This window comes from Levilactobacillus namurensis (genome assembly GCF_032197885.1).
Lineage (GTDB): Bacteria > Bacillota > Bacilli > Lactobacillales > Lactobacillaceae > Levilactobacillus > Levilactobacillus namurensis_A.
The window spans coordinates 1,324,069-1,344,682 of record NZ_CP134159.1 but is presented as its reverse complement, the minus strand read 5'-3'; the positions used below and the strand labels follow the sequence as shown (position 1 = coordinate 1,344,682).

At 49.2% G+C, this 20,614-nt stretch carries 19 protein-coding genes and 1 other RNA gene; 8 read left to right on the top strand and 12 right to left on the bottom strand.

Annotated elements, in window-relative coordinates; translation table 11 throughout:
- Positions 1-310 precede the first annotated feature (310 nt).
- A complete protein-coding gene (locus RIN67_RS06450; protein ID WP_264998796.1) occupies positions 311-1,120 on the top strand; it encodes an alpha/beta fold hydrolase in 810 nt (269 codons plus the stop codon).
- A 62-nt stretch (positions 1,121-1,182) separates the two neighbouring features.
- Here the strand turns inward: RIN67_RS06450 and RIN67_RS06445 are convergent, their stop codons facing one another.
- The 5 genes from RIN67_RS06445 to RIN67_RS06425 all read right to left on the bottom strand — a co-directional run bounded on the left by RIN67_RS06445 (position 1,183) and on the right by RIN67_RS06425 (position 4,294).
- Positions 1,183-1,560: an HIT family protein gene (locus RIN67_RS06445; RefSeq protein WP_264998795.1), complete on the bottom strand. Its 378-nt coding sequence runs from the start codon at positions 1,558-1,560 to the stop codon at positions 1,183-1,185.
- Positions 1,553-2,710, bottom strand: coding sequence for a THUMP domain-containing class I SAM-dependent RNA methyltransferase (locus RIN67_RS06440; protein ID WP_264998794.1), 1,158 nt, complete (start codon positions 2,708-2,710; stop codon positions 1,553-1,555). The genes RIN67_RS06445 and RIN67_RS06440 overlap by 8 nt, the downstream gene beginning before the upstream one ends.
- 212 nt (positions 2,711-2,922) lie before the next feature.
- Positions 2,923-3,296, bottom strand: an RNA gene (gene rnpB, locus RIN67_RS06435) — RNase P RNA component class B.
- 20 nt (positions 3,297-3,316) lie between these two features.
- On the bottom strand, positions 3,317-3,670 hold the full coding sequence (gene gpsB / locus RIN67_RS06430) for a cell division regulator GpsB (RefSeq protein WP_024746351.1): 354 nt from the start codon (positions 3,668-3,670) through the stop codon (positions 3,317-3,319).
- A gap of 54 nt (positions 3,671-3,724) precedes the next feature.
- The gene (locus tag RIN67_RS06425; protein ID WP_264998793.1) at positions 3,725-4,294 is read right to left on the bottom strand and encodes an SLOG family protein; all 570 of its coding nucleotides are present in this window, start codon (positions 4,292-4,294) and stop codon (positions 3,725-3,727) included.
- A gap of 188 nt (positions 4,295-4,482) precedes the next feature.
- On the opposite strand from RIN67_RS06425, the gene recU reads away from it, so the two are divergent.
- Positions 4,483-5,088, top strand: coding sequence for a Holliday junction resolvase RecU (gene recU, locus RIN67_RS06420; RefSeq protein ID WP_056943801.1), 606 nt, complete (start codon positions 4,483-4,485; stop codon positions 5,086-5,088).
- Positions 5,089-5,128: 40 nt separating this feature from the next.
- Positions 5,129-7,453, top strand: coding sequence for a penicillin-binding protein (locus tag RIN67_RS06415; protein WP_264998792.1), 2,325 nt, complete (start codon positions 5,129-5,131; stop codon positions 7,451-7,453).
- Positions 7,454-7,841: 388 nt separating this feature from the next.
- On the opposite strand, the gene RIN67_RS06410 is transcribed toward RIN67_RS06415, so the two are convergent.
- Positions 7,842-8,324: a GNAT family N-acetyltransferase gene (locus RIN67_RS06410; RefSeq protein WP_264998791.1), complete on the bottom strand. Its 483-nt coding sequence runs from the start codon at positions 8,322-8,324 to the stop codon at positions 7,842-7,844.
- A gap of 226 nt (positions 8,325-8,550) precedes the next feature.
- On the opposite strand from RIN67_RS06410, the gene RIN67_RS06405 reads away from it, so the two are divergent.
- Positions 8,551-9,891: an amidohydrolase family protein gene (locus RIN67_RS06405; RefSeq protein WP_264998790.1), complete on the top strand. Its 1,341-nt coding sequence runs from the start codon at positions 8,551-8,553 to the stop codon at positions 9,889-9,891.
- Positions 9,892-9,987: 96 nt separating this feature from the next.
- Here RIN67_RS06405 and nudC read toward each other — a convergent pair whose 3' ends face one another.
- Positions 9,988-10,809, bottom strand: coding sequence for an NAD(+) diphosphatase (nudC, locus tag RIN67_RS06400; RefSeq protein WP_264998789.1), 822 nt, complete (start codon positions 10,807-10,809; stop codon positions 9,988-9,990).
- A gap of 335 nt (positions 10,810-11,144) precedes the next feature.
- Here nudC and RIN67_RS06395 point away from each other — a divergent pair, with 335 nt between their 5' ends.
- From RIN67_RS06395 to RIN67_RS06385, 3 genes are read left to right on the top strand one after another with little or no spacing between them, the layout of a single operon-like run.
- Complete coding sequence (locus RIN67_RS06395) at positions 11,145-11,627, top strand: helix-turn-helix domain-containing protein (RefSeq protein WP_313872946.1); 483 nt, start codon at positions 11,145-11,147, stop codon at positions 11,625-11,627.
- The gene (locus RIN67_RS06390; RefSeq protein WP_313872948.1) at positions 11,600-12,493 is read left to right on the top strand and encodes an IS3 family transposase; all 894 of its coding nucleotides are present in this window, start codon (positions 11,600-11,602) and stop codon (positions 12,491-12,493) included. Before RIN67_RS06395 ends, RIN67_RS06390 begins: the two co-directional genes overlap by 28 nt.
- 50 nt (positions 12,494-12,543) lie before the next feature.
- On the top strand, positions 12,544-12,885 hold the full coding sequence (locus RIN67_RS06385) for an aggregation-promoting factor C-terminal-like domain-containing protein (RefSeq protein WP_264999060.1): 342 nt from the start codon (positions 12,544-12,546) through the stop codon (positions 12,883-12,885).
- A gap of 141 nt (positions 12,886-13,026) precedes the next feature.
- On the opposite strand, the gene RIN67_RS06380 is transcribed toward RIN67_RS06385, so the two are convergent.
- The gene (locus tag RIN67_RS06380) at positions 13,027-13,845 is read right to left on the bottom strand and encodes a Cof-type HAD-IIB family hydrolase (RefSeq protein ID WP_264998932.1); all 819 of its coding nucleotides are present in this window, start codon (positions 13,843-13,845) and stop codon (positions 13,027-13,029) included.
- 105 nt (positions 13,846-13,950) lie between these two features.
- Positions 13,951-14,880: a ribosylpyrimidine nucleosidase gene (gene rihB / locus RIN67_RS06375; RefSeq protein ID WP_313825972.1), complete on the bottom strand. Its 930-nt coding sequence runs from the start codon at positions 14,878-14,880 to the stop codon at positions 13,951-13,953.
- Between the two features lie 104 nt (positions 14,881-14,984).
- Here rihB and yeiL point away from each other — a divergent pair, with 104 nt between their 5' ends.
- Entirely contained in the window at positions 14,985-15,662 is a 678-nt protein-coding gene (gene yeiL, locus RIN67_RS06370; protein WP_024746361.1) for a transcriptional regulator YeiL, read from the top strand.
- 50 nt (positions 15,663-15,712) lie between these two features.
- Here yeiL and RIN67_RS06365 read toward each other — a convergent pair whose 3' ends face one another.
- The 3 genes from RIN67_RS06365 to RIN67_RS06355 form a co-directional block, all read right to left on the bottom strand.
- On the bottom strand, positions 15,713-17,116 hold the full coding sequence (locus tag RIN67_RS06365; RefSeq protein ID WP_313825973.1) for an APC family permease: 1,404 nt from the start codon (positions 17,114-17,116) through the stop codon (positions 15,713-15,715).
- A 392-nt stretch (positions 17,117-17,508) separates the two neighbouring features.
- Positions 17,509-19,383: a bifunctional metallophosphatase/5'-nucleotidase gene (locus tag RIN67_RS06360; protein ID WP_264998935.1), complete on the bottom strand. Its 1,875-nt coding sequence runs from the start codon at positions 19,381-19,383 to the stop codon at positions 17,509-17,511.
- A gap of 221 nt (positions 19,384-19,604) precedes the next feature.
- On the bottom strand, positions 19,605-20,453 hold the full coding sequence (locus RIN67_RS06355) for an alpha/beta hydrolase (RefSeq protein ID WP_264998936.1): 849 nt from the start codon (positions 20,451-20,453) through the stop codon (positions 19,605-19,607).
- Between the last annotated feature and the right edge of the window lie 161 nt (positions 20,454-20,614).

The following is a 20,614-nucleotide window of genomic DNA, read 5'->3' as shown; positions in this document are numbered from 1 at the left end:
AACCGCCCTCTCCGCTCTTTTATGTTAGAAATCCTAACATAGTTTAGCAATCGAAGTTAACTTGGCGGCCTCTCAGACGTTGCTTACGCTAATAACCGAACTAAATCCCGGACCACATCCATCCAGCAGAAATTAAAACAGCCACTCCTGGTTAAAGGGAGTGGCCAATGTCTTCTGGACAAGACTTATCATAGCAAGTCCCTGCACTAACGGCAATCCAAAACCAAAAGTTGGGCGTCCTCCATTCGTAAACTGACTCACGTTGCGGAAACGTGTAAAATGGGAAGGACACTAGGAGGGAGATTCAAAGATGTTAAAGACCTATCACCGCGCTGGGTTACGCCTCACTTACCACGAGTTCGGGACGGGGGACCCCATCGTGCTCTTACACGGTTTTCCCGAAGATGGCCAAAGCTGGCGCGCCGTAAGTCAGCGGTTAGTGGCGGCGGGGTACCGAACCATTATTCCAGAAATGCGTGGCTACACCCCACAGGCTAGTCCCGTAGCGCGCACCGCCTACCGGACCGATCATCTGGCCGCTGATATCATTGGCTTGTTAGATACGTTACAGCTCCAACGTGTCCACCTGGTCGGCCACGACTGGGGCGGACAACTGGCCTGGAAGATTGCTCAATGGTGTCCGCAACGCATTAAGCAGCTGACCGTCGTTGCCACCCCGCACCCTAAGGCGATGTTGTGGGCTTACCGGCACAGCACCCAACTTTTCCGTAGTGCCTACGTGGGCCTTTTTCAAGTCCCCCAGCTACCAGAGCGCGTGGTGGCGCAGTACCTGCGACGACTCTTGCGGCGCTCGGGGCTAAACGCTACCGAAGCCAGCCGACTCAGCCAAAAGTTTCAGCGGCCAGCCAAGTTAACGGGGCCGCTAAACTGGTACCGCGCGTTATTTTTACGAGATCAGCCCGCGACGCCGGACGACCAGATTCACGTCCCCACGGTTTTCGTTTGGGGGCAACACGACGCTTTTCTGGGCGCAGCCGCGGCTGAGAAGACGGCAGACTTCATCGCGGCACCCTACCATTTCATGGTGGTCAACGGCGGGCATTGGCTCCCCGAGGAACGGCCGGAATTAGTCGTTCACGCCATCCTAATGCGTCATTAAACCAAATCCTCCTCATCAGCTTCAACACGAAGTCGATGAGGAGGATTTTAGTGAACTTAAACTTAACGATGCCGCCGCACCGCTGCTGGAATCATCTTGCGGATACCGCCCCGCGGATCCTTAACGTCTCCGGGGTACCGCGGAATCAAATGAACGTGGGCGTGCATGACGGTCTGACCCGCTGCCGCTCCGGTATTAACACCAATGTTATACCCAGCCGGATGGTAAGTCCGGTCTAAGTAGGCCTTGGCCTGATCTAACAAGTCATTCATGGCCGCCAGGGTGTCGCTTGGAATCTCAAAAAAGGTAGCATAGTGTTGCTTGGAGACGATTAATAGGTGCCCCCGTCGCACCGGGTGCAGATCCCAGAACGCTTTGGCCAAGTCGTTTTCCATGATAAGGTCGTCTTTTTGGCAAAAGACGCAATCTGACTTAATCACGTTGACTCGCCGCCTTGGTACGGGGCCGCCGTTGTGCCCAGAACTGGAAGTAGTCTGTCCGCAATGCCCCGTTATAGAGTTTCCGCTTCTTAGTGGATTTTTGGCCGTAGAAGTGTTCGAATTCAAGGTCAGCCGTTAAGATGTACTTCGACCAATCCGTGAGGGGCTTGAAGACCTGTCCCATCTGTCGGTAGAGTTCGCGTACCCCGGCTTGGTCACTTAACCGTTCTCCGTAAGGCGGGTTCGCAACGATGACACCGTGATGCAATTCCGTGGTGAAGTCCTGAACCGCCAATTGCTTGAACGTGATATCCTGTGAAAGTCCCGCCTCCTCGGCGTTTCGCTTGGCAATGGCAATCATGTGGCCATCAATGTCGCTACCGAAGATTTGGAGGGGCGTGTCATAATCCGCCTGGGCATCAGCTTCCGCACGCACCTGCCGACTGAGTTCGTTAGGGATCCAGTCCCAAGTCTCACAAAGGAAGTCGCGGTTATAACCGGGAGCCAAGTTGCGTCCAATCATGGCAGCTTCAATCGGAATCGTACCAGATCCGCAGACTGGGTCAACGAACGGCATATCGGTGTGCCAGCTGGTCAGTGCAATCAGGGCCGCAGCCATGTTTTCCTTGATAGGCGCGCCCCCCTTACCGACCCGGTAGCCCCGTTTGAAGAGACTAGGGCCCGTCGTGTCTAAGGTTAAAAGAACGTGGTTTTTATTAATGATGACTTCCAACGGGTACGTGGCCCCGGTTTCGGGTAACCGCGTCCGTCGGTGATAGATGGCCGCCAGCTTAGTCGCGACCGCTTTTTTAACGATTGCTTGTGCGTCGGGAACACTATGCAACTGGGACTTTTGTGAGCGCCCTTCAACGGGAAAGGCTGCGTCCATGGGAAGAAATTGATCCCATGCGACCGCCTGAGTTGCGTTAAATAGCTCATCGAAGGTCCGGGCGTCAAATTCGGCCACGATAATGCGAATACGATCAGCCGTCCGTAACCAGAGGTTGGTCTTCAAGATGTCTTCAATGGTGCCGTCAAAGCGGATACGACCATTTTCGACTTGGGTCTGGTAGCCCATCTCGCGAAGTTCGCGCCCCGCTAAGGCCTCGACCCCGGCGGCAGTTGCTGCGTATAAATGAAATTTTTCCATGTTGTCCTCCTGTTGATTTAGTTCAGAAATTCTCGATACATGCCTGACTAGTTATCGCATAGTCATTCACGAAGCCATAACTTTGGGCTATTTCGAGGAGCACTATCTGTAGTCTATCATAACATCTGCTAACGGCGAAAAGGTTAAAAGCCGTGTTTTAGTGCATAAAAAAAGTGAGAGCCGAAGCCCTCACCACCTGACTAAGTGCAGATCCCTGTAAGCCATGTTTTGTACCACAACATCATTCAGGCAACCATGTTGTGGCGGTAATCATCTATCTCAGACATCTCTGTCTGCCCCACGCGTCGTTCAATTCCATACGTGAAGCTCCCCTACCAAAGTTTGGGTTTCCCGCTCGAGGGGTTTACCGCGTTCCACCGATTAGGTTTCCCTAACCGTATCGTCACTGTGGCACTTTCAGGAGTACTCGGACATAGCCGAAGCCTTAGCCGTTTTCCTCCGCCGTAACGTGCAAGCACGCCCGCCGGCTTATTTTTTCACCGACCACGAACACTACAGGCATCGCAGCCTGTGCGAGAATGGACTTTCCTCAGCCGACATAAGCCGACCGCAATTACCCAGGATCTACACCGTCAAAATATAATTTTACAAACGATGTGACTCGTTTGGATCATTATCTAGTTGTGAACCGAAAACGTGCCGTTCCAAGTTGGAGAGCCGCTTCAAAATGTCCATATTGGTGACATTTGAAGATGCCGGATTGGCTGCTGCGGCTTGCGGTTGACTCCCGCCGACTTGAACCTGCTTGGTCAACTCATCGACTTTTGCCAATAACCGTTCGTTTTCGTCTTGAAGCCGTTGATTCTCTTTAACAAAAGTGTCGTAATCCTTGATAACGTTGTCTAAGAAGCTGTCAACGTCGTCTGGATCGTAACCCCGCATCTTTTGGCGGAATTGCTTTTGTAAAATCTCCTTAGGAGTAAAATTAACGTTTTCCATTGATCTCTACACCTCGTTGTCTTATCGAACCGGCAATTAATATAATACCAGTTTTTAATCAAATTGGGAACTATTTTTCAAATTTTCTTGATATTCGTTGGCGCTCTCTTGTAACCAATCCATGTCAATCAATGTAAGGGGGTACGAGTGGCGCTCCTGAAACCGGTCAATGGCTTGATAATCATACTTAGGCTTGCCCGGTACTTCTAAATCATAAACCAAGACGGCTTCGTCCGTGTGGCTTAACATAAATTCTTGATAGTTTCTTAATTGTTGGGGCCCGTGATAGGGTTGTGCACTAACCGACTGATGAAAATCAACCCGACTGGCAATTTGCAAATACTTGGCCTGATTGGTTTCGTTCCAATTATGACCGAAATCCGCAAAAGGCGTCATCATGGCCACATTAAGTTCAGGATAATCCGCTTTAAGGGACAGCCCTACTTCGGCTGCCCATTGCTCAACCCCTAGTTGACCACCGGTGATTAACCAGTCCGTGCCGTTTTCAATTTTATCGATCAGTAGCTTTTTCAGTGTCTCCTTGATCACGAGTAACTTGGGATCTTGATCACCAAAGACGCCTAGTTCGTAACTACGGTACCCCGTAAGCCATAACCGACTCACCACATCACCCTCCTCTAATGTAGAAACACTACCTTTAGTGTAGCGAAAAAGAAGCGACCGGGCAATCGATACGCCAACTTTTTTATTCGTTGAGCGCGTATCGATTGGGTTTAGGAGTTTTTATTTTGGGGTGACCTTGGTATAATGATTTTAACTGGGCCGACCAGCCTGAAGGAGTGTGAGGCACCATGACCATCCGGTATCCCAATGGGCATGCCTACCGAGCGCCTGCGACCAAGCAACACCCCCACTTCTCGAGCACCTATACTAACTACGGTAAACGGGGAATGTCCTTGGAAGAGGCACTCAATGAAAGTAATGTATACTACGAAACTCAGGGTCTCGCGGTCGTTCATAAGAAACCTACCCCGATTAAGATCGTTAAAGTCGATTATCCTAAGCGTAGCGCCGCAGTGATTAAGGAGGCTTACTTCAGTACGGCGTCTACGACCGACTATAATGGCGTCTATCGGGGACATTATCTTGATTTTGATGCGAAGGAAACGCGCAATAAAACGTCGTTCCCCTTGAAGAACTTCCATCAACATCAGATCGACCACTTACGGGCCTGTACCGCTCAGGGTGGTATTTGTTTTGCCATCATTAAATTTGTTGCTCACGACGAGATTTATCTCTACCCCGCCGCCGAGTTGTTCACCTTTTGGGACGCACAAGTGTCCGGTGGTCGGAAGTCGATTCCTTATCAAGAAATCGTTGACCACGGGTACCTGTTGCCCCCGCAAATTCAGCCGCTAGTTCCTTATCTAACGGCCGTGGATCAGCTACTAGCCTAATCATTGAGCTGATCACGTTTAAATTGCAAAGGAGATTACCATGTCTAGTAACAATAACACGCGGGAAACCCGCATGAGTCGCAATGCCGACCGTTCAACGGGTCCCCAAAGACCGCACAATGGCTGGCGAACCTTTCGTCGAATCCTCTACGTCATCGTTGCGGTGATCGTACTGGGAATCTTGGCCGGTGCGGGGCTGTTCTTCTACTATGCCCAAAGCGCTCCTAAGATTAGCCAGAGTGCCCTTTCAAGTGATGCTTCGACTCGGGTCTACGATGCTAACGGCAAAGTCATTTCTCGACTAGGAGCCCAAAACCGGACTTACGTCAAATCCGATCAAATCCCAGTCTTGCTCAAAAAGGCTGTGGTCTCGACCGAAGATCGCCGGTTCTATAAGAATAGTGGAATCGATCCGGTGCGGATCGTTGGAGCCGCCTTTGCCAACATCAGTGGTTCTTCACTGGGTATGCAAGGTGGGAGTACGCTGACGCAGCAGTTGGTCAAGTTGTCGGTCTTCTCGACGGCGGCCTCTGACCGGACCTTGAAGCGTAAGGCGCAAGAAGCCTGGTTGGCCTTGAAGGTTGATCACAACTATTCCAAGGACCAGATCCTAGAATATTACATCAACAAGGTCTACATGGGGAACGGGGTTTACGGTATGCAAACGGCCGCCCAATACTACTATGGAAAGAAGTTAAGCCAGTTAAACCTGGCGCAACTGGCCCAGTTAGCTGGGATGCCCCAATCCCCAAGCAATTACGATCCGATCCACTATCCACAATACGCTAAGCAACGGCGGGACCTGGTCTTACAAGCCATGGCCAAAAACGACGTGATTACGTCCGCACAAGCTCAAGAAGCTGAGGCGACCAGCGTTTCGACCGGTTTGGTCAAGAATCACGCCGCCACAACGAACGTGAACGCGAAGACCACTAAAGTCGTAGATGCTTATTTGAAACAGGTCTACCAGGAATTGCGATCTAAGGGATATAACACGACCCGCGGTGGGTTAAAGGTCTACACCAACTTAGATATGGGTGCCCAAAGAAAGTTGTACGATATTGTGAACACCAATAACTACATTGCTTTCCCGTCCAACAAGTTCCAAGTCGGGTCAACCATTGTTAACCCCAACAACGGGAAAGTGGTCGCGATGATTGGTGGTCGGAAGACGGGTAAGGTGACCTTCGGATTGAACCGGGCCGTTCAGACGGATCGGTCTAGCGCATCGACGGCTAAACCCTTGATGGATTACGGCCCAGCTATCCAATACCTCAACTACCCCACTTACGAACCCGTAAAGGATACAGCCTTTACTTACCCTGGTACAGATAAGAGCCTATACGACTGGGATAAGAAGTATCAAGGGACCATCACCATGCGGAAGGCCCTTTATGAATCACGGAACATCCCAGCGGTACGGACTTTACAAAACGTAGGAATCAGTAAGGCGACAACCTTCCTAAAGGGCTTGGGTATGACGTTTGATAAGAAGCTGACCCTGCAAAATGGGATTGGGTTATACATCTCCTCCGAACAAGAGGCCGCTGCATATGGGGCCTTTGCCAACGGCGGAACCTACTACAAGCCTTACCTGGTATCCAAGGTCGTCACTCAGGACGGAAAAGCCCATAACTACGCATCGACTGGGAAACGGGCCATGTCGACAGCAACGGCGTTCATGCTGACGGATATGATGAAGGACGTTATGACGGAATCAAGTGGTTCTGGACGTTCGGCTGCGATTTCTGGGTTGTACCAAGCTGGAAAGACCGGGACGGACTCCTACCCTGACGACTACGTGAACAAGGTTCCGGATGGCGCTACCATGGATTCCTGGTTTACGGGGTACACCAAGAACTATTCCGTTTCCGTTTGGACCGGGTACGATAAACAATTTGAAACGGGCCACTACGTCAGTGAGACCCAAACGACCATTGCACAAGAGATCTATAAGTACGAAATGAGCTACTTGGCCTCTAAGAGTACCAATTCCGACTGGACAGTCCCTAGTGACGTCACCGAGACCCGGCAAAACGGGAAGACGGAATACTACGTCACGGGTCATCCCGGAACGGTTACCGATGGGACTACGACCAGTCAGTACAGCTCAACCAATACCACGAGCTCTTCTGCCTATAGTAGTAACGGTCAAGTCACAACCAATAGCAGTTCCCGGAACAACACGTCAACTACGGAGAATAGCACATCGAAAGAATCTTCGAGCACAGAACAGAAGCCAGCCGGCGGTGATGGTAATGATGACTCATCCGCTACCAGCACGACGGAGGCTTCCTCATCCGCGGCTAGTTCCACTACAGACAGCGATAATAATCATACTGTTTCCAACGATACTGACAGTTAAAGCTTAATCTTAAAAAGATGCCCAACTCGGGAAACCGACGATGGGCATCTTTTTTGCGTGCTCCGGTGGCCCCTGACCCCGGGATAGACCTGCTAGTGACTGGTTGGATGTGAGGCCAGTTTAGGTTTGGGTAATGGTAGTGGGAGTTGTTTTGTGTATTTTAAGTTAAAGTAATTTTTATGCGTTTACTTTCTACCGACCGTTACTCTCACCAATTCATCTTATCCTCGCCCCTTGGTGCCAAAGCCTTAACTAGGTGGTCAGTCTAGCTGATGGTCATGACATCCCCTTTATCATGTCTCCAGCTGTCTTCTCACATCGGTCATCTCCCAATCCACTGCGCCAAAAAAGGCAGTTGAACCCGTTCCGTTCAACCACCCTCACACTTCTAGATTAAAGTCTTTTGATAAAACTGATCCATGGCGGTATGCACCGCCGTCTTCAGGGGACCCGGTAACCGTGTAAATCCTAATTTCTGGTAGACGTGAACCGCGGCAGCCAACCGATGGTGCGTTTCCAGGTAAAGTGTGCGATAACCGGCCTGCCGTGCAAACGTCTCGATCCGCGCAATGAGTTGGTAACTGAGGCCGTGCCCCTGAGCGTCACTGCGCAGGTAAAGCTTCTGTAACTCAGCAATTCGTTGTGGCGCATCGTACGCGGCACAACCGGCACCACCGACCACTTCCCCTTGCGCATTCACCACCACCCAATATTTTCGGTCTGAAGCGGCAGCGTAATAGTCGCTCAAGCGATCAAGATTTTCATCAAAATACGCGGCTCCCGGAATCGCTAAATCCGCCGCTCGCAAGTCATCTTGTAAAATTTTCTTGATGGCGGCGTTATCCGTCGCCTGAATCTCTCTAATCTGCATCTTACGACCCCCGTCCTTTTGCTCAATCAGCGTACCACAACTATTCGTGAACGCCTACTGGTTACATCGTTGACATCCCCCACAACACGCAATTTCTATAGTAATTCTTCTTCAAAAGTGCACGTTAAATCGTTTTAACTCGGTTCTTCCTCAGAGCCCGTTTACAGGCTTTAGGGAACATGCTAGGTTAAGCCTAAACAATTTTTCTGAAAGGTGGTCCCAGTCCATGTCTGCCGAACTGGTTATCCAAGGTTCCCTATTTACCCCCGTCTCGCCCACCGAATTCACATTTCTTCGCCAAGCCTTAGTCTGTGTTGACGCGACGGGAACGATTGCCCGTATCGTTCGGGCAACGGACACCGATTATTCGGACGTTCAACAGACTGCTCAACGCTTAGATCACCTCTGGCAATTGCCCCATAATCAGTACATTCTCCCCGGCTTTATTGACCTCCACGTCCACGCGCCTCAGTGGCCCCAAGCCGGATTAGCACTGGATCGACCACTAGACCAGTGGCTCAACACCTATACGTTCCCCTTAGAAGCCAAGTTTGCGGACACTGCCTACGCGACTAAAGTCTACCACCACCTGGTTCATGAACTGCTCCGTAACGGCACCACAACCGCCATGTACTTCGGTACCCTCCATCCCGACGCCAACTTAGCCCTGGCTCGCCAATGTGCGCAACAGGGACAACGGGGCTTCATTGGCCAGTTAGCGATGGACAATCCTGACCAAACCCCCGCCACTTACCGCCAAGCCTCCTCCCAAGAAGCCCTCCAAACCACGGAGCGCTTCATCGCCCAGCTACAGCGTCTGGCTAAAACCACTGGCGCCGCATTAACGCCCGTCATCACGCCCCGGTTTGTCCCCAGTTGTACGGCTGAAACTTTACGTGGATTAGGGGCCTTAGCCCACCGTGATGACCTCCCCATTCAATCGCACTGCAGTGAAAGTAACTGGGAAGAACAGTATGCCGAATCAACCTATCATCAACGCGATGCGGCCGTTTTTGACCGGTTTCAACTCCTAACGTCACGTTCTGTGATGGCTCACGGTACTCAGCTAAATGCCGACGACTTGGCCCTTTTCGCCGACCGACAAACGACTGTGGCCCATTGCCCCATCTCAAACTGCTACTTCGGCAACGCCGTATTCCCCGTCCAACAAGCCCTCCACCACCAGGTCAACGTGGGCTTAGGTAGTGATTTGTCCGGTGGCTTCACCCCCAGTCTCTACCGTAACCTGCAGCAAGCCGTGATGTCTTCGCAACAGTTACAAGATGGCGTTGACGCCCAAGTAGCACCAGCACAGCGGGGACGGGGAACGGGCCGTATCTCCGCGACCACGGCTTTCTACCTGGCTACTAAGGGCGGGGCTAAGGGACTAAACCTCCAGACCGGACAACTACGCGCCGGATTCGCTGCCGACCTGCAGATTGTCACGGATCGCTTGGGAACTCTAATGCCCAACGACGCCCACAGTGTCTTCGAACGCCTGATGTACCAGACCACCCCCGCTGAAATTTCCGCTGTATTCGTTCGGGGCCGCCAAGTCATCGGTTAGTCACCGTACTGCCCTCCCGAGCTTTTACGCACTCACGTTTAAACGGCCACCTCTCCATACCCGGAAAGGTGGCCGTTTACTTAAATTCACGCACGCTTAAACTCGGTGGTTGCGGAACGCCTCAATCATCGACCACGTGAGGCTCGACGTACTATCATCGTGGGGAATCTTCTCCCGGGAAAACCACTTGGCCTGCGACAACTCGTCTTTTTCCAAGTGGATCGGTAAATCTTGGTCCAGCTCCGCGAAGTAGCCGACCAATAGCGACCCCGAAAACGCCCAGGGCTGACTACCAAAGTACCGCAAATGATGTACGGTCAGACCCACTTCTTCTTGGACTTCACGCCGAACCGTATCTTCCAACGTCTCCCCAATCTCTGCATAGCCTGAAATCAAGGCATACTTCTGGTAACCTCGTAAGAACTTGGTCATCAGGATACGGTCACCCTGCGTCACGCCTACAATGATGGCCGGGGCGATGGTTGGGAACACGATTCGGTGGCAATTCGGACATCGTAAGGCCCGTTCCTGCTTATCCGCGACCATCCCGTGACCGCAATGGCCACAGAACCGGTTAGTCGCGTACCATTCCCCCAACTGAGCCGCGGTCGCTGCGCCAAACCCCAGCCACTGGGGAACCAGATGCTCCAAGCGTTTAACCGGTGTAAAGCTGTACCCCACCGGTAGCGTCGCCGGCGCCGTCAACAGGTAAAAGGCCGTCTGATCGATGGTCAGCAGGTACGTGTAGGCCGCTAGGGGAAACTCCCAGTCCGCCTCAATCTTCTGATAGGTCGGCAACTGACCTGAACAGGTCACGACCTGATGGCTCCGGTACAGTACGACAACGTCATCTTGGGTTGGCTGACGGCGTCGTGAATAGTGATTATCCAAAAATTTGGGTTGAATATCTTGAAACACTGATGCCCATCTCCTTTAAGATCAGGTCCTTAACCCCGACTCATCATTTAGCCAATTAAGGACATTTGTCTAAAACTATTGTTCGTTTTTTCGGGATTTTCTTGAATTTATCCCCCGTTTAGCCTAATTTTACGGTTTGTGACAGCTATTTAATCCCCTAGTAATTGGTTAGTAATCTCTTTGTCATACTCATCTAGTATGCTACTCACTGATGATAAACCAAAGGGAGTTATTTAAAAAGATGTCAAAACTTAAACTAAAAATTGCTGCGGCGTTACTGCTGTTTAAAGTGAACCCCCTGAGTTGGAGTAAATCCAAACTCAGGGGGTTTTACTATGTTCTCAGCAAAAATAAAGCAACAAGTATTAAGCGAGTATCTTCAGGGAACTTCGTCCCGATTACTCATGAGAAAGTATGGTATTAAAGGTAGTGCGACTATCCATCAATGGCTCACTCACTTTAAACTTTTTGGAATTCAAGGATTGGAGAACCATTCAAGGAAGACATTTTACGACTATTCCTTTAAAATCAAGGTTATCAAGTGGCGACAAGAACATCGTGCCTCATATCCAGTAACCGCAGCTCATTTCAAATTAAAACATCCGGTAATGATTTGGGATTGGGAACGAAAGCTGATTGAGGGACGTCTTAAGCCATTCAAAGGACGGTCTTTAAAAATGACAGATAAAGCTAAGCAATCTAAAACCTTGAAGCAACTTCAGGAAGAAAATGAACTCCTGCGGATACGGGTAGCCTACTTGGAAAAACTCGAAGCCTTGGCACAGAAAAAATCTCAAGCCAAGAGAAAGCCCAGCTAATTACTGAGCTAAGGCGCAAATTCAATGTTAAATTAGTTGCGGTTTTGAAGGCAGTAAGAATGTCGAGTAGCAGTTATCATGATGCTCGTCATCGGAAATATCAAACGAACTCATCAACGTTAGTTGATGAGATTAGAAGTATTCGTTTAAATAATCCAGACTATGGATATCGAACAGTCACTCTGGCTCTTAAAAATAAAGGAATCCAGGCAAATCATAAAGCCGTACTTCGTATCATGCGTGAAAATAACCTACTATGTCAGGCGTTTAATCGGCGCACCAAGAAATACAATTCTTATAAAGGAACCGTTGGTAAAATTGCCCATAATCGTTTACAACGTCGTTTCAAGACGGATCGACCATTTCAAAAGGTCGTTACCGATGTGACTGAGGTTCGTTGGGGTGAGCAAACTATCAACGAACGTGCGTACTTTACGGCTTATATTGACCTCTACAACGGAGAAATTATTGAATGGGCCATTGATCGTAAACCGACGGTCGACTTCGTAACATGCCCACTTAAGCGACTACTAGCAAAACGGCCAGATTTACCATATCGAATGACAATTCACTCAGACCAAGGCTTTCAATATCAAAACTTTCGATACGTGAACATTCTTCAACAAGCCCATGTTTTCCAAAGCATGAGCCGTAAGGCCACATGCCTAGATAACGCAGTAGCAGAAAGTATTTTTCACATTCTTAAAGTTGGCACGGTTCATAATCACCAATATAGGAGTTACAAAGAGCTAGAATCCGGCATTACTAACTACGTTGACTATTACAATCATCGTCGGATAAAAGCAAAACTGGCTGGTATGTCCCCGGTAAAATACCGGGAACATACCAGCCAGTTAGTGGCGTAGAAATTCACTCCAACTTATGGGGTTCACTTCAGTTTGGCTTTTCATTCGGAATGGTCACCGATGTAGCGACCAGCGTAATGCCTCAAGTCGAAACCACGGCGCAAGCGTCGAGTAAAGTATCCGCGCGTCAGAAAAAACAAATCGCTAAAATCAATGCTTCATTATCTAAGAAACAAAAGGCCGCTAAAAAGTGGATTGCCTATCGTGAATCTCGTTACAGCTACACGGCATCCAACGGTTCCTGTTACGGCCGTTACCAACTTTTAAAGGCCTACCTGCACGGGAACTATTCCCCCGTTAACCAAGAAAAGATGGCCAACAAGTACGTTGCTGGTCGGTACGGTTCCTGGACCAAGGCTAAGAAGTTCTGGCAGAGCCACCACTGGTACTAATGCTTAATTCAAATCATTTTCCCGCCGTTCTCCTAGAGAACGGTATTTTTTTGTCGTAATTTCGATGACCATTGATATTCGGTAAACTCATCCTCACCATGAACTAAAAAAAGGTTCCCCAGTGATGGGAAACCTTTCCAACTAATCGCTTAACACCAGTTGCTCAATTGCGTCTGCCACACCACGTTCATAGTCGTGCGGCGTCACCAACTTGGCCACCCGTTGAACTTCTGGGATCCCGTTGGCTACAGAAACGGGCATCCCCACCTTGGTCAACATCCCCAGGTCATTGGCATTGTCCCCGATGGCGATGATCTCCGCAGCGGTCACCCCTAATTTACGTCCTAACGCTAAGATGGCGTTACCCTTATCGACCCCCGCATGATTCACTTCCATGTAGATGCCCGACGAATAAGTGCAGTTGACCTGGGTAAACGCCTGGGTCACGGCTTGGTAGACTGCCTGCCGGACTTTCAAATCAGGGTTCATGCAGATGACCTTCATAATCTGCTGATCCTTGAACTGCGTGAAGTCACCAACCATTTCGGTGAACTGCACACCGCGAGTCGCCAAGTAAGCTTGGTCATCCGTTCTCAAACGATCAATATAGAGGTGATTTAACGTATAAACGTGAATATCGACGTCGAACTGGCGCATGATGGCGAAGACCTGCGCTGCCTCATCATACGGCATCGCGTTGCTCACCACGACTTGGTTCCCCTGGTTCTCGACCACCACGCCACCGTTATAGGACACCACGTATTGATTAGGTTGCTGATACAAGTGCAATTGCTTTAAAAGGTCCTGCACACTGAGAAAGCTCCGCCCCGTGTTAGGAACGAACTTGACCCCACGCTGGGTTGCCCGCTTAATCGCCTCAACGTTAGCCGGTGAAATACTCCCGTCCTGTCGTAAAAGCGTTTCGTCTAAGTCGCTGGTGATGATTTTATACACCGTCATCCGTCCCTTCTCATCTGAATAGTTCCACTATACCATAGCTCGCTGGTTCAGGTGAACTGGTCTATGCCAAAAATGGTCAGGGAAAAGATTCCCTGACCATTTTACTCAATACTTTCGTAGACAGAATTCAACTAAATCCCAAAACCGATTCGTATCAATGGAAATACCAACATTTGCATTCGGCTGATGTTCCAGCACATGATGTTCATCACACACCGTTCGTCCATACGATGGCCCTCGATTAATATCAACTGTAACGTACATGGGCTCAACTTGAAACATTTTTGGATTAATAAGGTAACCAATCGTAGTTGCATCATGCACCGGACCAGCCTTTAAGCCAAAGGCCTCAAACTGAGTTTTTAACGTAAAACTCATCAAATCACTGAATAGGGTTCCTGCAGCGTTCCCGACAGCAGCCATCCGTTTAATAATGTCTGCTGTACAGATTGTTTGATTCGTTAAATCGAGTCCCATCATGGTTATTGGGGCACCCGAGTTAAAAACATCATACGCCGCTTCAGGATCAGCAAAGATATTAAATTCTGCAGACGGGGTAAAGTTTCCCGTACCATAAGCACCACCCATCAACACAATTTCTTTAACTTTAGGAATAATGCGGGGTTCTAATCGCATCGCTACAGCAATATTCGTTAACGGCCCTGTAGGCACTAATGTAATGTCACCATCACTTGCCATTAAAGTCTCAATAATAAACTGAACTGCATTTTTGGACTCCACCTGTCGCTGCAACGGACCAAAAGTTGGACCGTCTAACCCCGTCTCACCATGAACGTTTCCAGCTACCACCTGTTGTCGAACCAATGGCTGAGGCATTCCTGCATAAAATTTAGTTGAAATCCCCAGTAACTGTGCAACATTCAACCCATTACGAACTGTTTTTTCTAACGTCTGATTTCCCGCCACAATCGTCACACCTAATAGCTCAATTGCTGGATGAGCCGCCGCCATCAATAAAGCAATCGCATCATCATGTCCAGGATCACAGTCTAAAATAATCTTTCGTGGTGTCATCTGCCTAACCTCCTATAAAATTCATAACTAACTTTAACAACACCTATTATATGAAACCGTTTGCTATACTAAGTATGAGATTTCTCACCTAGGAGGCTAAAACGATGCGCCAATTAAAAAACACCACATTAATTCAACAACTAGCAACCACTAGCCAATTCAATCATCAATTCTCCTCGAATCTAACGCCTAAAGCGGACCTAGTCTTGATTTCTGCAGGGGACCAAGTCGTGACACAAGGCAAAACAGCCGATACTTTATGGTACTTAGCCCAAGGGCGTACTAAACTAACAACCACCCTAGCCAATGGCAAAACTGCGCTAATTGATTTCTTTACAACACCTTGCTTCATTGGCGAAATGGAATTTATTGATCATCAACCTACCTACACCTTTACAGTCACTGCTCTGAGCGACTGCTGGTGCTTTCGATTACCTGTGGTGCCCTATCGCCAAAGACTCCTTCAAGACTCGCACTTTCTCCAACAACTTTGCCAATACTTTGTCCATAAAAATTATCGAAATATCCAAACAGCTACCCGCAATCAAAGCTTTCCTCTAGTTCAACGACTAGCGGCTTTTATCTTGTTGACAGCGCATAATGACCAATATACCGAAAAAAACACCCAGGTGGCTGAATACCTAGGCGTTTCTTATCGGCATTTACTCTATGTTTTTTCTCAGTTAGTTAAGGCCGGCAGCTTGACTCGAACGCATCCTGGATACCACATCATTAATCGCCAATACCTTCGATCTCTTGCTTACGATGTCCAACATTCCTAAAAAAGCGTCAGCGTCACCGAAATTTTCGGTAACACTGACGCTTAACACAATTAAGCACTCTGTTGCAGCTTGGAGTGTTTCAAGCCATAAACAAAATAAATCACGAGACCTAACAGCAACCACAGCCCCACTGAGACCTTCGTGATGTTCGGCAACATCACAATAAAGTATAGACTGGAGAGACCAGCCAAAATAGGCAAGAAGGGATACCACGGCATTTTAAAGCCCTTATTCGGCAAATCATGCCGTCGCCGTAACGGAATAACGCCAAAGGAAATAAAGGCAAAGGCCAGTAAAGTTCCGGCGTTGATCAGGGAAGCCAACTGGGTCAAGGGGACCAATCCCGCAAAGAAGGCTTGCACAATGGTCGCAACGATGATGGCGTTTAACGGAACCACATGCTTATAATTGATTTTCCCCATCTTAGCGGGTAACAATCCATCTCGCCCTAAAGCGTAAACCAAGCGTGATCCCCCGAAGAACATGGTAATCATAGCCGTAAAAATCCCAATCAAAGCCCCGATAGTGATCAGCTTATTCCAGGTGTTCAAGTGAATCAGCTGTAGCGCGTAAGCCGCGGGATCGTCCACGTTCAATTGCTTATAGTTAACGATTCCGGTCAAAACAAACGAGAACGCGACGTACAGGATCACCGAAACCAAGACCGTGCCCAAAATTCCCCGAACCACGTTTTTTTCGGGCTCGATGGTTTCTGCGGAATTGGCTGCGAGGGCATCAAACCCAATAAAGGCAAAGAATACGGTCGCCGCAGCGGTCGAAATGCCCCCTAAACCAAACGGTGTGGTCCGGAACTGCTTAGGGTAAAACGGCACGTAGTTTTCGGTCTTAATATAAAACGCCCCAACCACAATAAATAAAATAATAATGGCTACTTTCACCACGACCGCGAAGTTCTCGACCTTCTTCGACAAATTCGCCCCTTGCGCGATAATCAACGCAATGACTAACACAATTAACGTAGCGGACAGGTTGATTACCCCGCCCTCCATGGGCCCCGCTTGCAGGGCCTTGGGGAGGTTAATCCCCATGGCTGCCAGGATGTTGTTATTAAAGTACGCCGCAAATCCGGTTGCTTCCGCCGAAACCGCTAGGAAGTACTCGAGAATCAAGGCCCAGCCCAGAATCCAGCCTACCACTTCACCGTAGATGACCGACCCAAATGAATAGGCCGACCCCGCTACCGGCATCGCTGATGAGAACTCCGCGTAGGCCATACCCACGATTCCAGACACCAAGGCCGCTAACAGAAACGCGATGGCCACCGCGGGACCCGCGTGCAACGCAGCTTCATGTCCGGGCAGGATGAAAATCCCGGTCCCGATGACCGCACCGATTCCTAACGCCACCAAATCCCGGGCCCGTAAGGTTTTGGTTAACCGTGAATCAGCTTTTAAATAGGTGCTAACTGACTCCTTTTTAAAGATATCTTTCATACTTGGCCTCCCGATTTGCAAAATTTCAATGTCCAATTTTCTAACCTTAATCTAATTTAATTGTAATTTCAAGGGGTAATCTAAATTTTTACGTTCAACGTCGTCCCGTTCTAGTAAAACGTAAACCGTTTTATGTAAAAATGAGAATTTATCACGTATTCGTTCAATTTCCAATACGTCGTATCAACTGTCAGTCTAGGCTAAGCCGCTGCCGATGCTTCGTCTATGATATTTAAAAATGGTGTCGCTGGATTTCCCCAGCAACACCAAATCAGCTTGCTTTAGAATCTAATCGTCCACATAACTAATCGGACACCTCCAGACGCATCGCTTTACGAATACGCCACCCAACGAATTCACAAAAAATGCCGGACCTAGGCCCGGCATTTTGCTTAAGCTGCTGGTTGCGCATTAGGCAACGTCGTCCCCAGCACCGCAGCATCTGCTTTCACAAATACTTTGCGGTTAGCTTGAGGGGCAACGATTGGCTTACCCGCCGCCTGCATATCCTTCACGTATTGCACAAACACTTCAGTATCAGAAGCCAGAGACCCTACAATCTTGGTCCCTTGGAAGGTAAAGCTCTTGTTCCCGTGTAAGAAGTCGTTAATCACTACCCGGTAGGTAGCTTGTGGATCTAACGGCTGTCCATCGGCTTTGGTCACTTGTACAACTTGTTTAGTCTTTCCTTGAGCTGCGAACGTGTAACGTAACCCCGCGACTTGTAATTCCTTAAAGCCCCCACTGTATTGGTTATTTAAGGCTTTAATCACTTGCGCTCCCGTCATTTCAACGACTTGCAAGACGTTCCCGAATGGTTGTACGGCCTGAGCCGCACCCCAAGTGATGGCCTGGTTAGCGTCGACATTTAAACTAGACCGGACCCCACCGGAGTTGGTCATCGCAAAGTCTGCCTTAAGCCCGTTCTTCTGGGCTTCGAATAACTGACCATCCACCACTAATTCGCCCACGGGGGATTCACCGTTCGCCGTTGAAGCTTGCTTAATAGCTTCTGCGGAAGCTGCCTTACCAATCACGGCATTGATCTTACCGGCAACCCGCCGATTGGCATCTTTAATAATCCGAGCAACCCGCCGGTTACTCTTGGTCTTAGGGTCAGCTTTAGCCGACAATACCGGGTAAACGTGAGTCTCTAGTGCACTAAACTTACCCGTCTTAGGATTAATGTAGCCCTGAGTGTCATCAAACGCCCGGGCACTGGATAAGGCCTGAACAACGTGGGTCTTGCCCACTAAAGCATTCCCATACATGTGTGTATGGGCCCCGACAAACAGGCCAACATTGTTGTGGGGGTCAAGTTTATTCACGCGTTGTAGAATATCAACACCATTCCCCCAAGCACTAGTCTTGTTGTTCTGGACACCCCGGTGTGCTAAGACCACTACCGCCTTAACACCCTTCGCGTTCAAGATTCGATCATACTTGGCAATCGTCTTGGCTTCGTCCAAGACTTTGTAGTCCTTGTAATTCCGTTCATAGGTCAACGTTGGTAATTCCGTGGTTTCGATACCGATGAAGCCGACCTTTGCGCTACGTCCGTGGGCGCGCACCGTCCGAATCGTGTACGGCCGGTATCCGTAAGGTTGCTTCCCATTATCCTTGCGAACCACGTTAGCCACGACCTCTTGCATCTTAGAAGCTAGGTGGGGGTACCGTTGAATCAACTTGTCTGCGTCCTTGCCCGGACGGCCACCCGTCAGAATCCGGTTGAATTCGGGTAAGCCTTGGTCAAATTCGTGGTTACCCAACGTTCCGATCTGAAACTTCATGGCCCGTAAAGCATGCATGGTAGGCTCGTGTGCTAACAAAGTGGAATTGGCAGGCGAAGCCCCCACCATGTCTCCGGCTTGCACGCGGAACGTGTTCCGGGACAAGTGAACGTGGCGAAATTGCCGCTGAGCCTGGTCGAGATAGGCTGCCAAGCGACTAACATTTCCCGTATTCTCGTAAACCTTTCCCCCGATGTAGGCCTTACCGGAAGTATCCAGGCCCCCGTGTAGGTCGTTGATCCCTAAAAATTGAACCGGAATATCATGCCGGTGATGCCGATCCCGGTGCTGAAAATTAGGTTCACTCAACACAGAGCTGTACTGGTCCTCTGGTTGTTGGTGGGTGACCCGAACCACGTCGGCTGGTCGGTCACTAGCCTGCGCTAGGGTGGTTAAATTCCCCGTGCCGCTGACCACCATCATTGGGACTAATAAACTCAGTAATGCTTTATGCAATCCATGTGGTGTTGCACTCATAAATATCCTCCTCAGGAATCTTTATTTAATTGGTACTCGCTTAGCTTACCAGGTTCAAAATTCGCTGGCAACGCTTTACTGACTGCAATGATCACCTGTCGAGCATATGGTCGTGCTGATTAATTTTCTTATTATTTTCGATTAAATATTCAATAAAGCATCATAATTATTCATTAAGCCGATTAAAAAGCCTTCCAACCGTAAATGGTTAGAAGACTGCTTTACTTATCCCAAAGAAACTTGATCATGGTCCGGTCGACTTGGGCGTTGTGGTGTAGCCGACTATGTTGGGCCCCCGCGCCTTTAAACTGCCGCTCACGATAACTTTTAGCCCGTTTTGCCAGCAAGTAACGTAAGGATTTAGACGAATTATTGGTGACCCGTCCATCAGAATCCGTCCCATTACCCAAGTCACCGTAAATGTTCAAAACCGCCGTTTGTTTCTTCGGATACCGTTGTCGCAGCTTTAACAACCGCCGATAGGCTGAATCCATGGGCGTTGGCCGGCCCGCCGCCGTCAATTGAATCCGGTGAGGCCAGTCCCCCTCATTCAGGACCCCATCGTAATGACCACCCAAGGACACAAATTTAGCCAGCTTAGGTAGCCGTCGGTTGGTCGAGTTAGCTAATAAGTAGTACGCAATCGCCAAATTCCCCGTCGAATGACCCACCATATTCATCTGCTTAAAGTGATAGGTGGCTTGTAACTTTCGTACCACGTTGCGGACCCAACGGCCATTGGTCACGTAATTCGTATTCCGCGTGTTCAAAAAATTAACTTCAACGATTGGCGTTCGTGAAGTGGATTTAAACTTCCCGACTAAGGTCACCCGACCACTCGCCGCAACGTCCGCGCGAATGACCGACTTAGTCACACCAGCCTTCTTCGCCGCGCCAACCATATGCCGCTCCGAATGGTAGCTACTGGGTGCCCCGTGAAAGTAAAGGGTTGGGGTCATTGGCGTGGTCGAAGCAGCGTGCACCAACTGCTGGGGACCCATTAGCCCCAGCAAACTCCCCATTAGCAGGAGAATCCCCCCGACACAATACCGTTTAATTTTGATTTGCATCTGTTCCATTAGCCTCCAAAAAACTTAAGAAATTCAACAGTTGGAAAGTCGACTATTCAACTATCGTTCCTAGTGTAACAAGTTTTCCCCCGGTATTAAATAGTTGATATTCATTTTTTTGTCTCCCGGTCAGGTTCCATCTGTGCTAAAGTTAGACCTAA

Bases quoted from the DNA above. Each gene is read 5' to 3' on its own strand.
- gpsB (WP_024746351.1), bottom strand. From the start codon at position 3,670: ATGGAAAACGTTAATTTTACTCCTAAGGAGATTTTACAAAAGCAATTC.
- RIN67_RS06360 (WP_264998935.1), bottom strand. From the start codon at position 19,383: ATGAGTGCAACACCACATGGATTGCATAAAGCATTACTGAGTTTATTA.
- RIN67_RS06380 (WP_264998932.1), bottom strand. From the start codon at position 13,845: ATGACGGTGTATAAAATCATCACCAGCGACTTAGACGAAACGCTTTTA.
- RIN67_RS06395 (WP_313872946.1), top strand. From the start codon at position 11,145: ATGTTCTCAGCAAAAATAAAGCAACAAGTATTAAGCGAGTATCTTCAG.
- RIN67_RS06385 (WP_264999060.1), top strand. From the start codon at position 12,544: ATGGTCACCGATGTAGCGACCAGCGTAATGCCTCAAGTCGAAACCACG.
- RIN67_RS06365 (WP_313825973.1), bottom strand. From the start codon at position 17,116: ATGAAAGATATCTTTAAAAAGGAGTCAGTTAGCACCTATTTAAAAGCT.
- recU (WP_056943801.1), top strand. From the start codon at position 4,483: ATGACCATCCGGTATCCCAATGGGCATGCCTACCGAGCGCCTGCGACC.
- RIN67_RS06405 (WP_264998790.1), top strand. From the start codon at position 8,551: ATGTCTGCCGAACTGGTTATCCAAGGTTCCCTATTTACCCCCGTCTCG.
- RIN67_RS06415 (WP_264998792.1), top strand. From the start codon at position 5,129: ATGTCTAGTAACAATAACACGCGGGAAACCCGCATGAGTCGCAATGCC.
- RIN67_RS06410 (WP_264998791.1), bottom strand. From the start codon at position 8,324: ATGCAGATTAGAGAGATTCAGGCGACGGATAACGCCGCCATCAAGAAA.
- RIN67_RS06355 (WP_264998936.1), bottom strand. From the start codon at position 20,453: ATGCAAATCAAAATTAAACGGTATTGTGTCGGGGGGATTCTCCTGCTA.
- rihB (WP_313825972.1), bottom strand. From the start codon at position 14,880: ATGACACCACGAAAGATTATTTTAGACTGTGATCCTGGACATGATGAT.
- yeiL (WP_024746361.1), top strand. From the start codon at position 14,985: ATGCGCCAATTAAAAAACACCACATTAATTCAACAACTAGCAACCACT.
- RIN67_RS06440 (WP_264998794.1), bottom strand. From the start codon at position 2,710: ATGGAAAAATTTCATTTATACGCAGCAACTGCCGCCGGGGTCGAGGCC.
- RIN67_RS06450 (WP_264998796.1), top strand. From the start codon at position 311: ATGTTAAAGACCTATCACCGCGCTGGGTTACGCCTCACTTACCACGAG.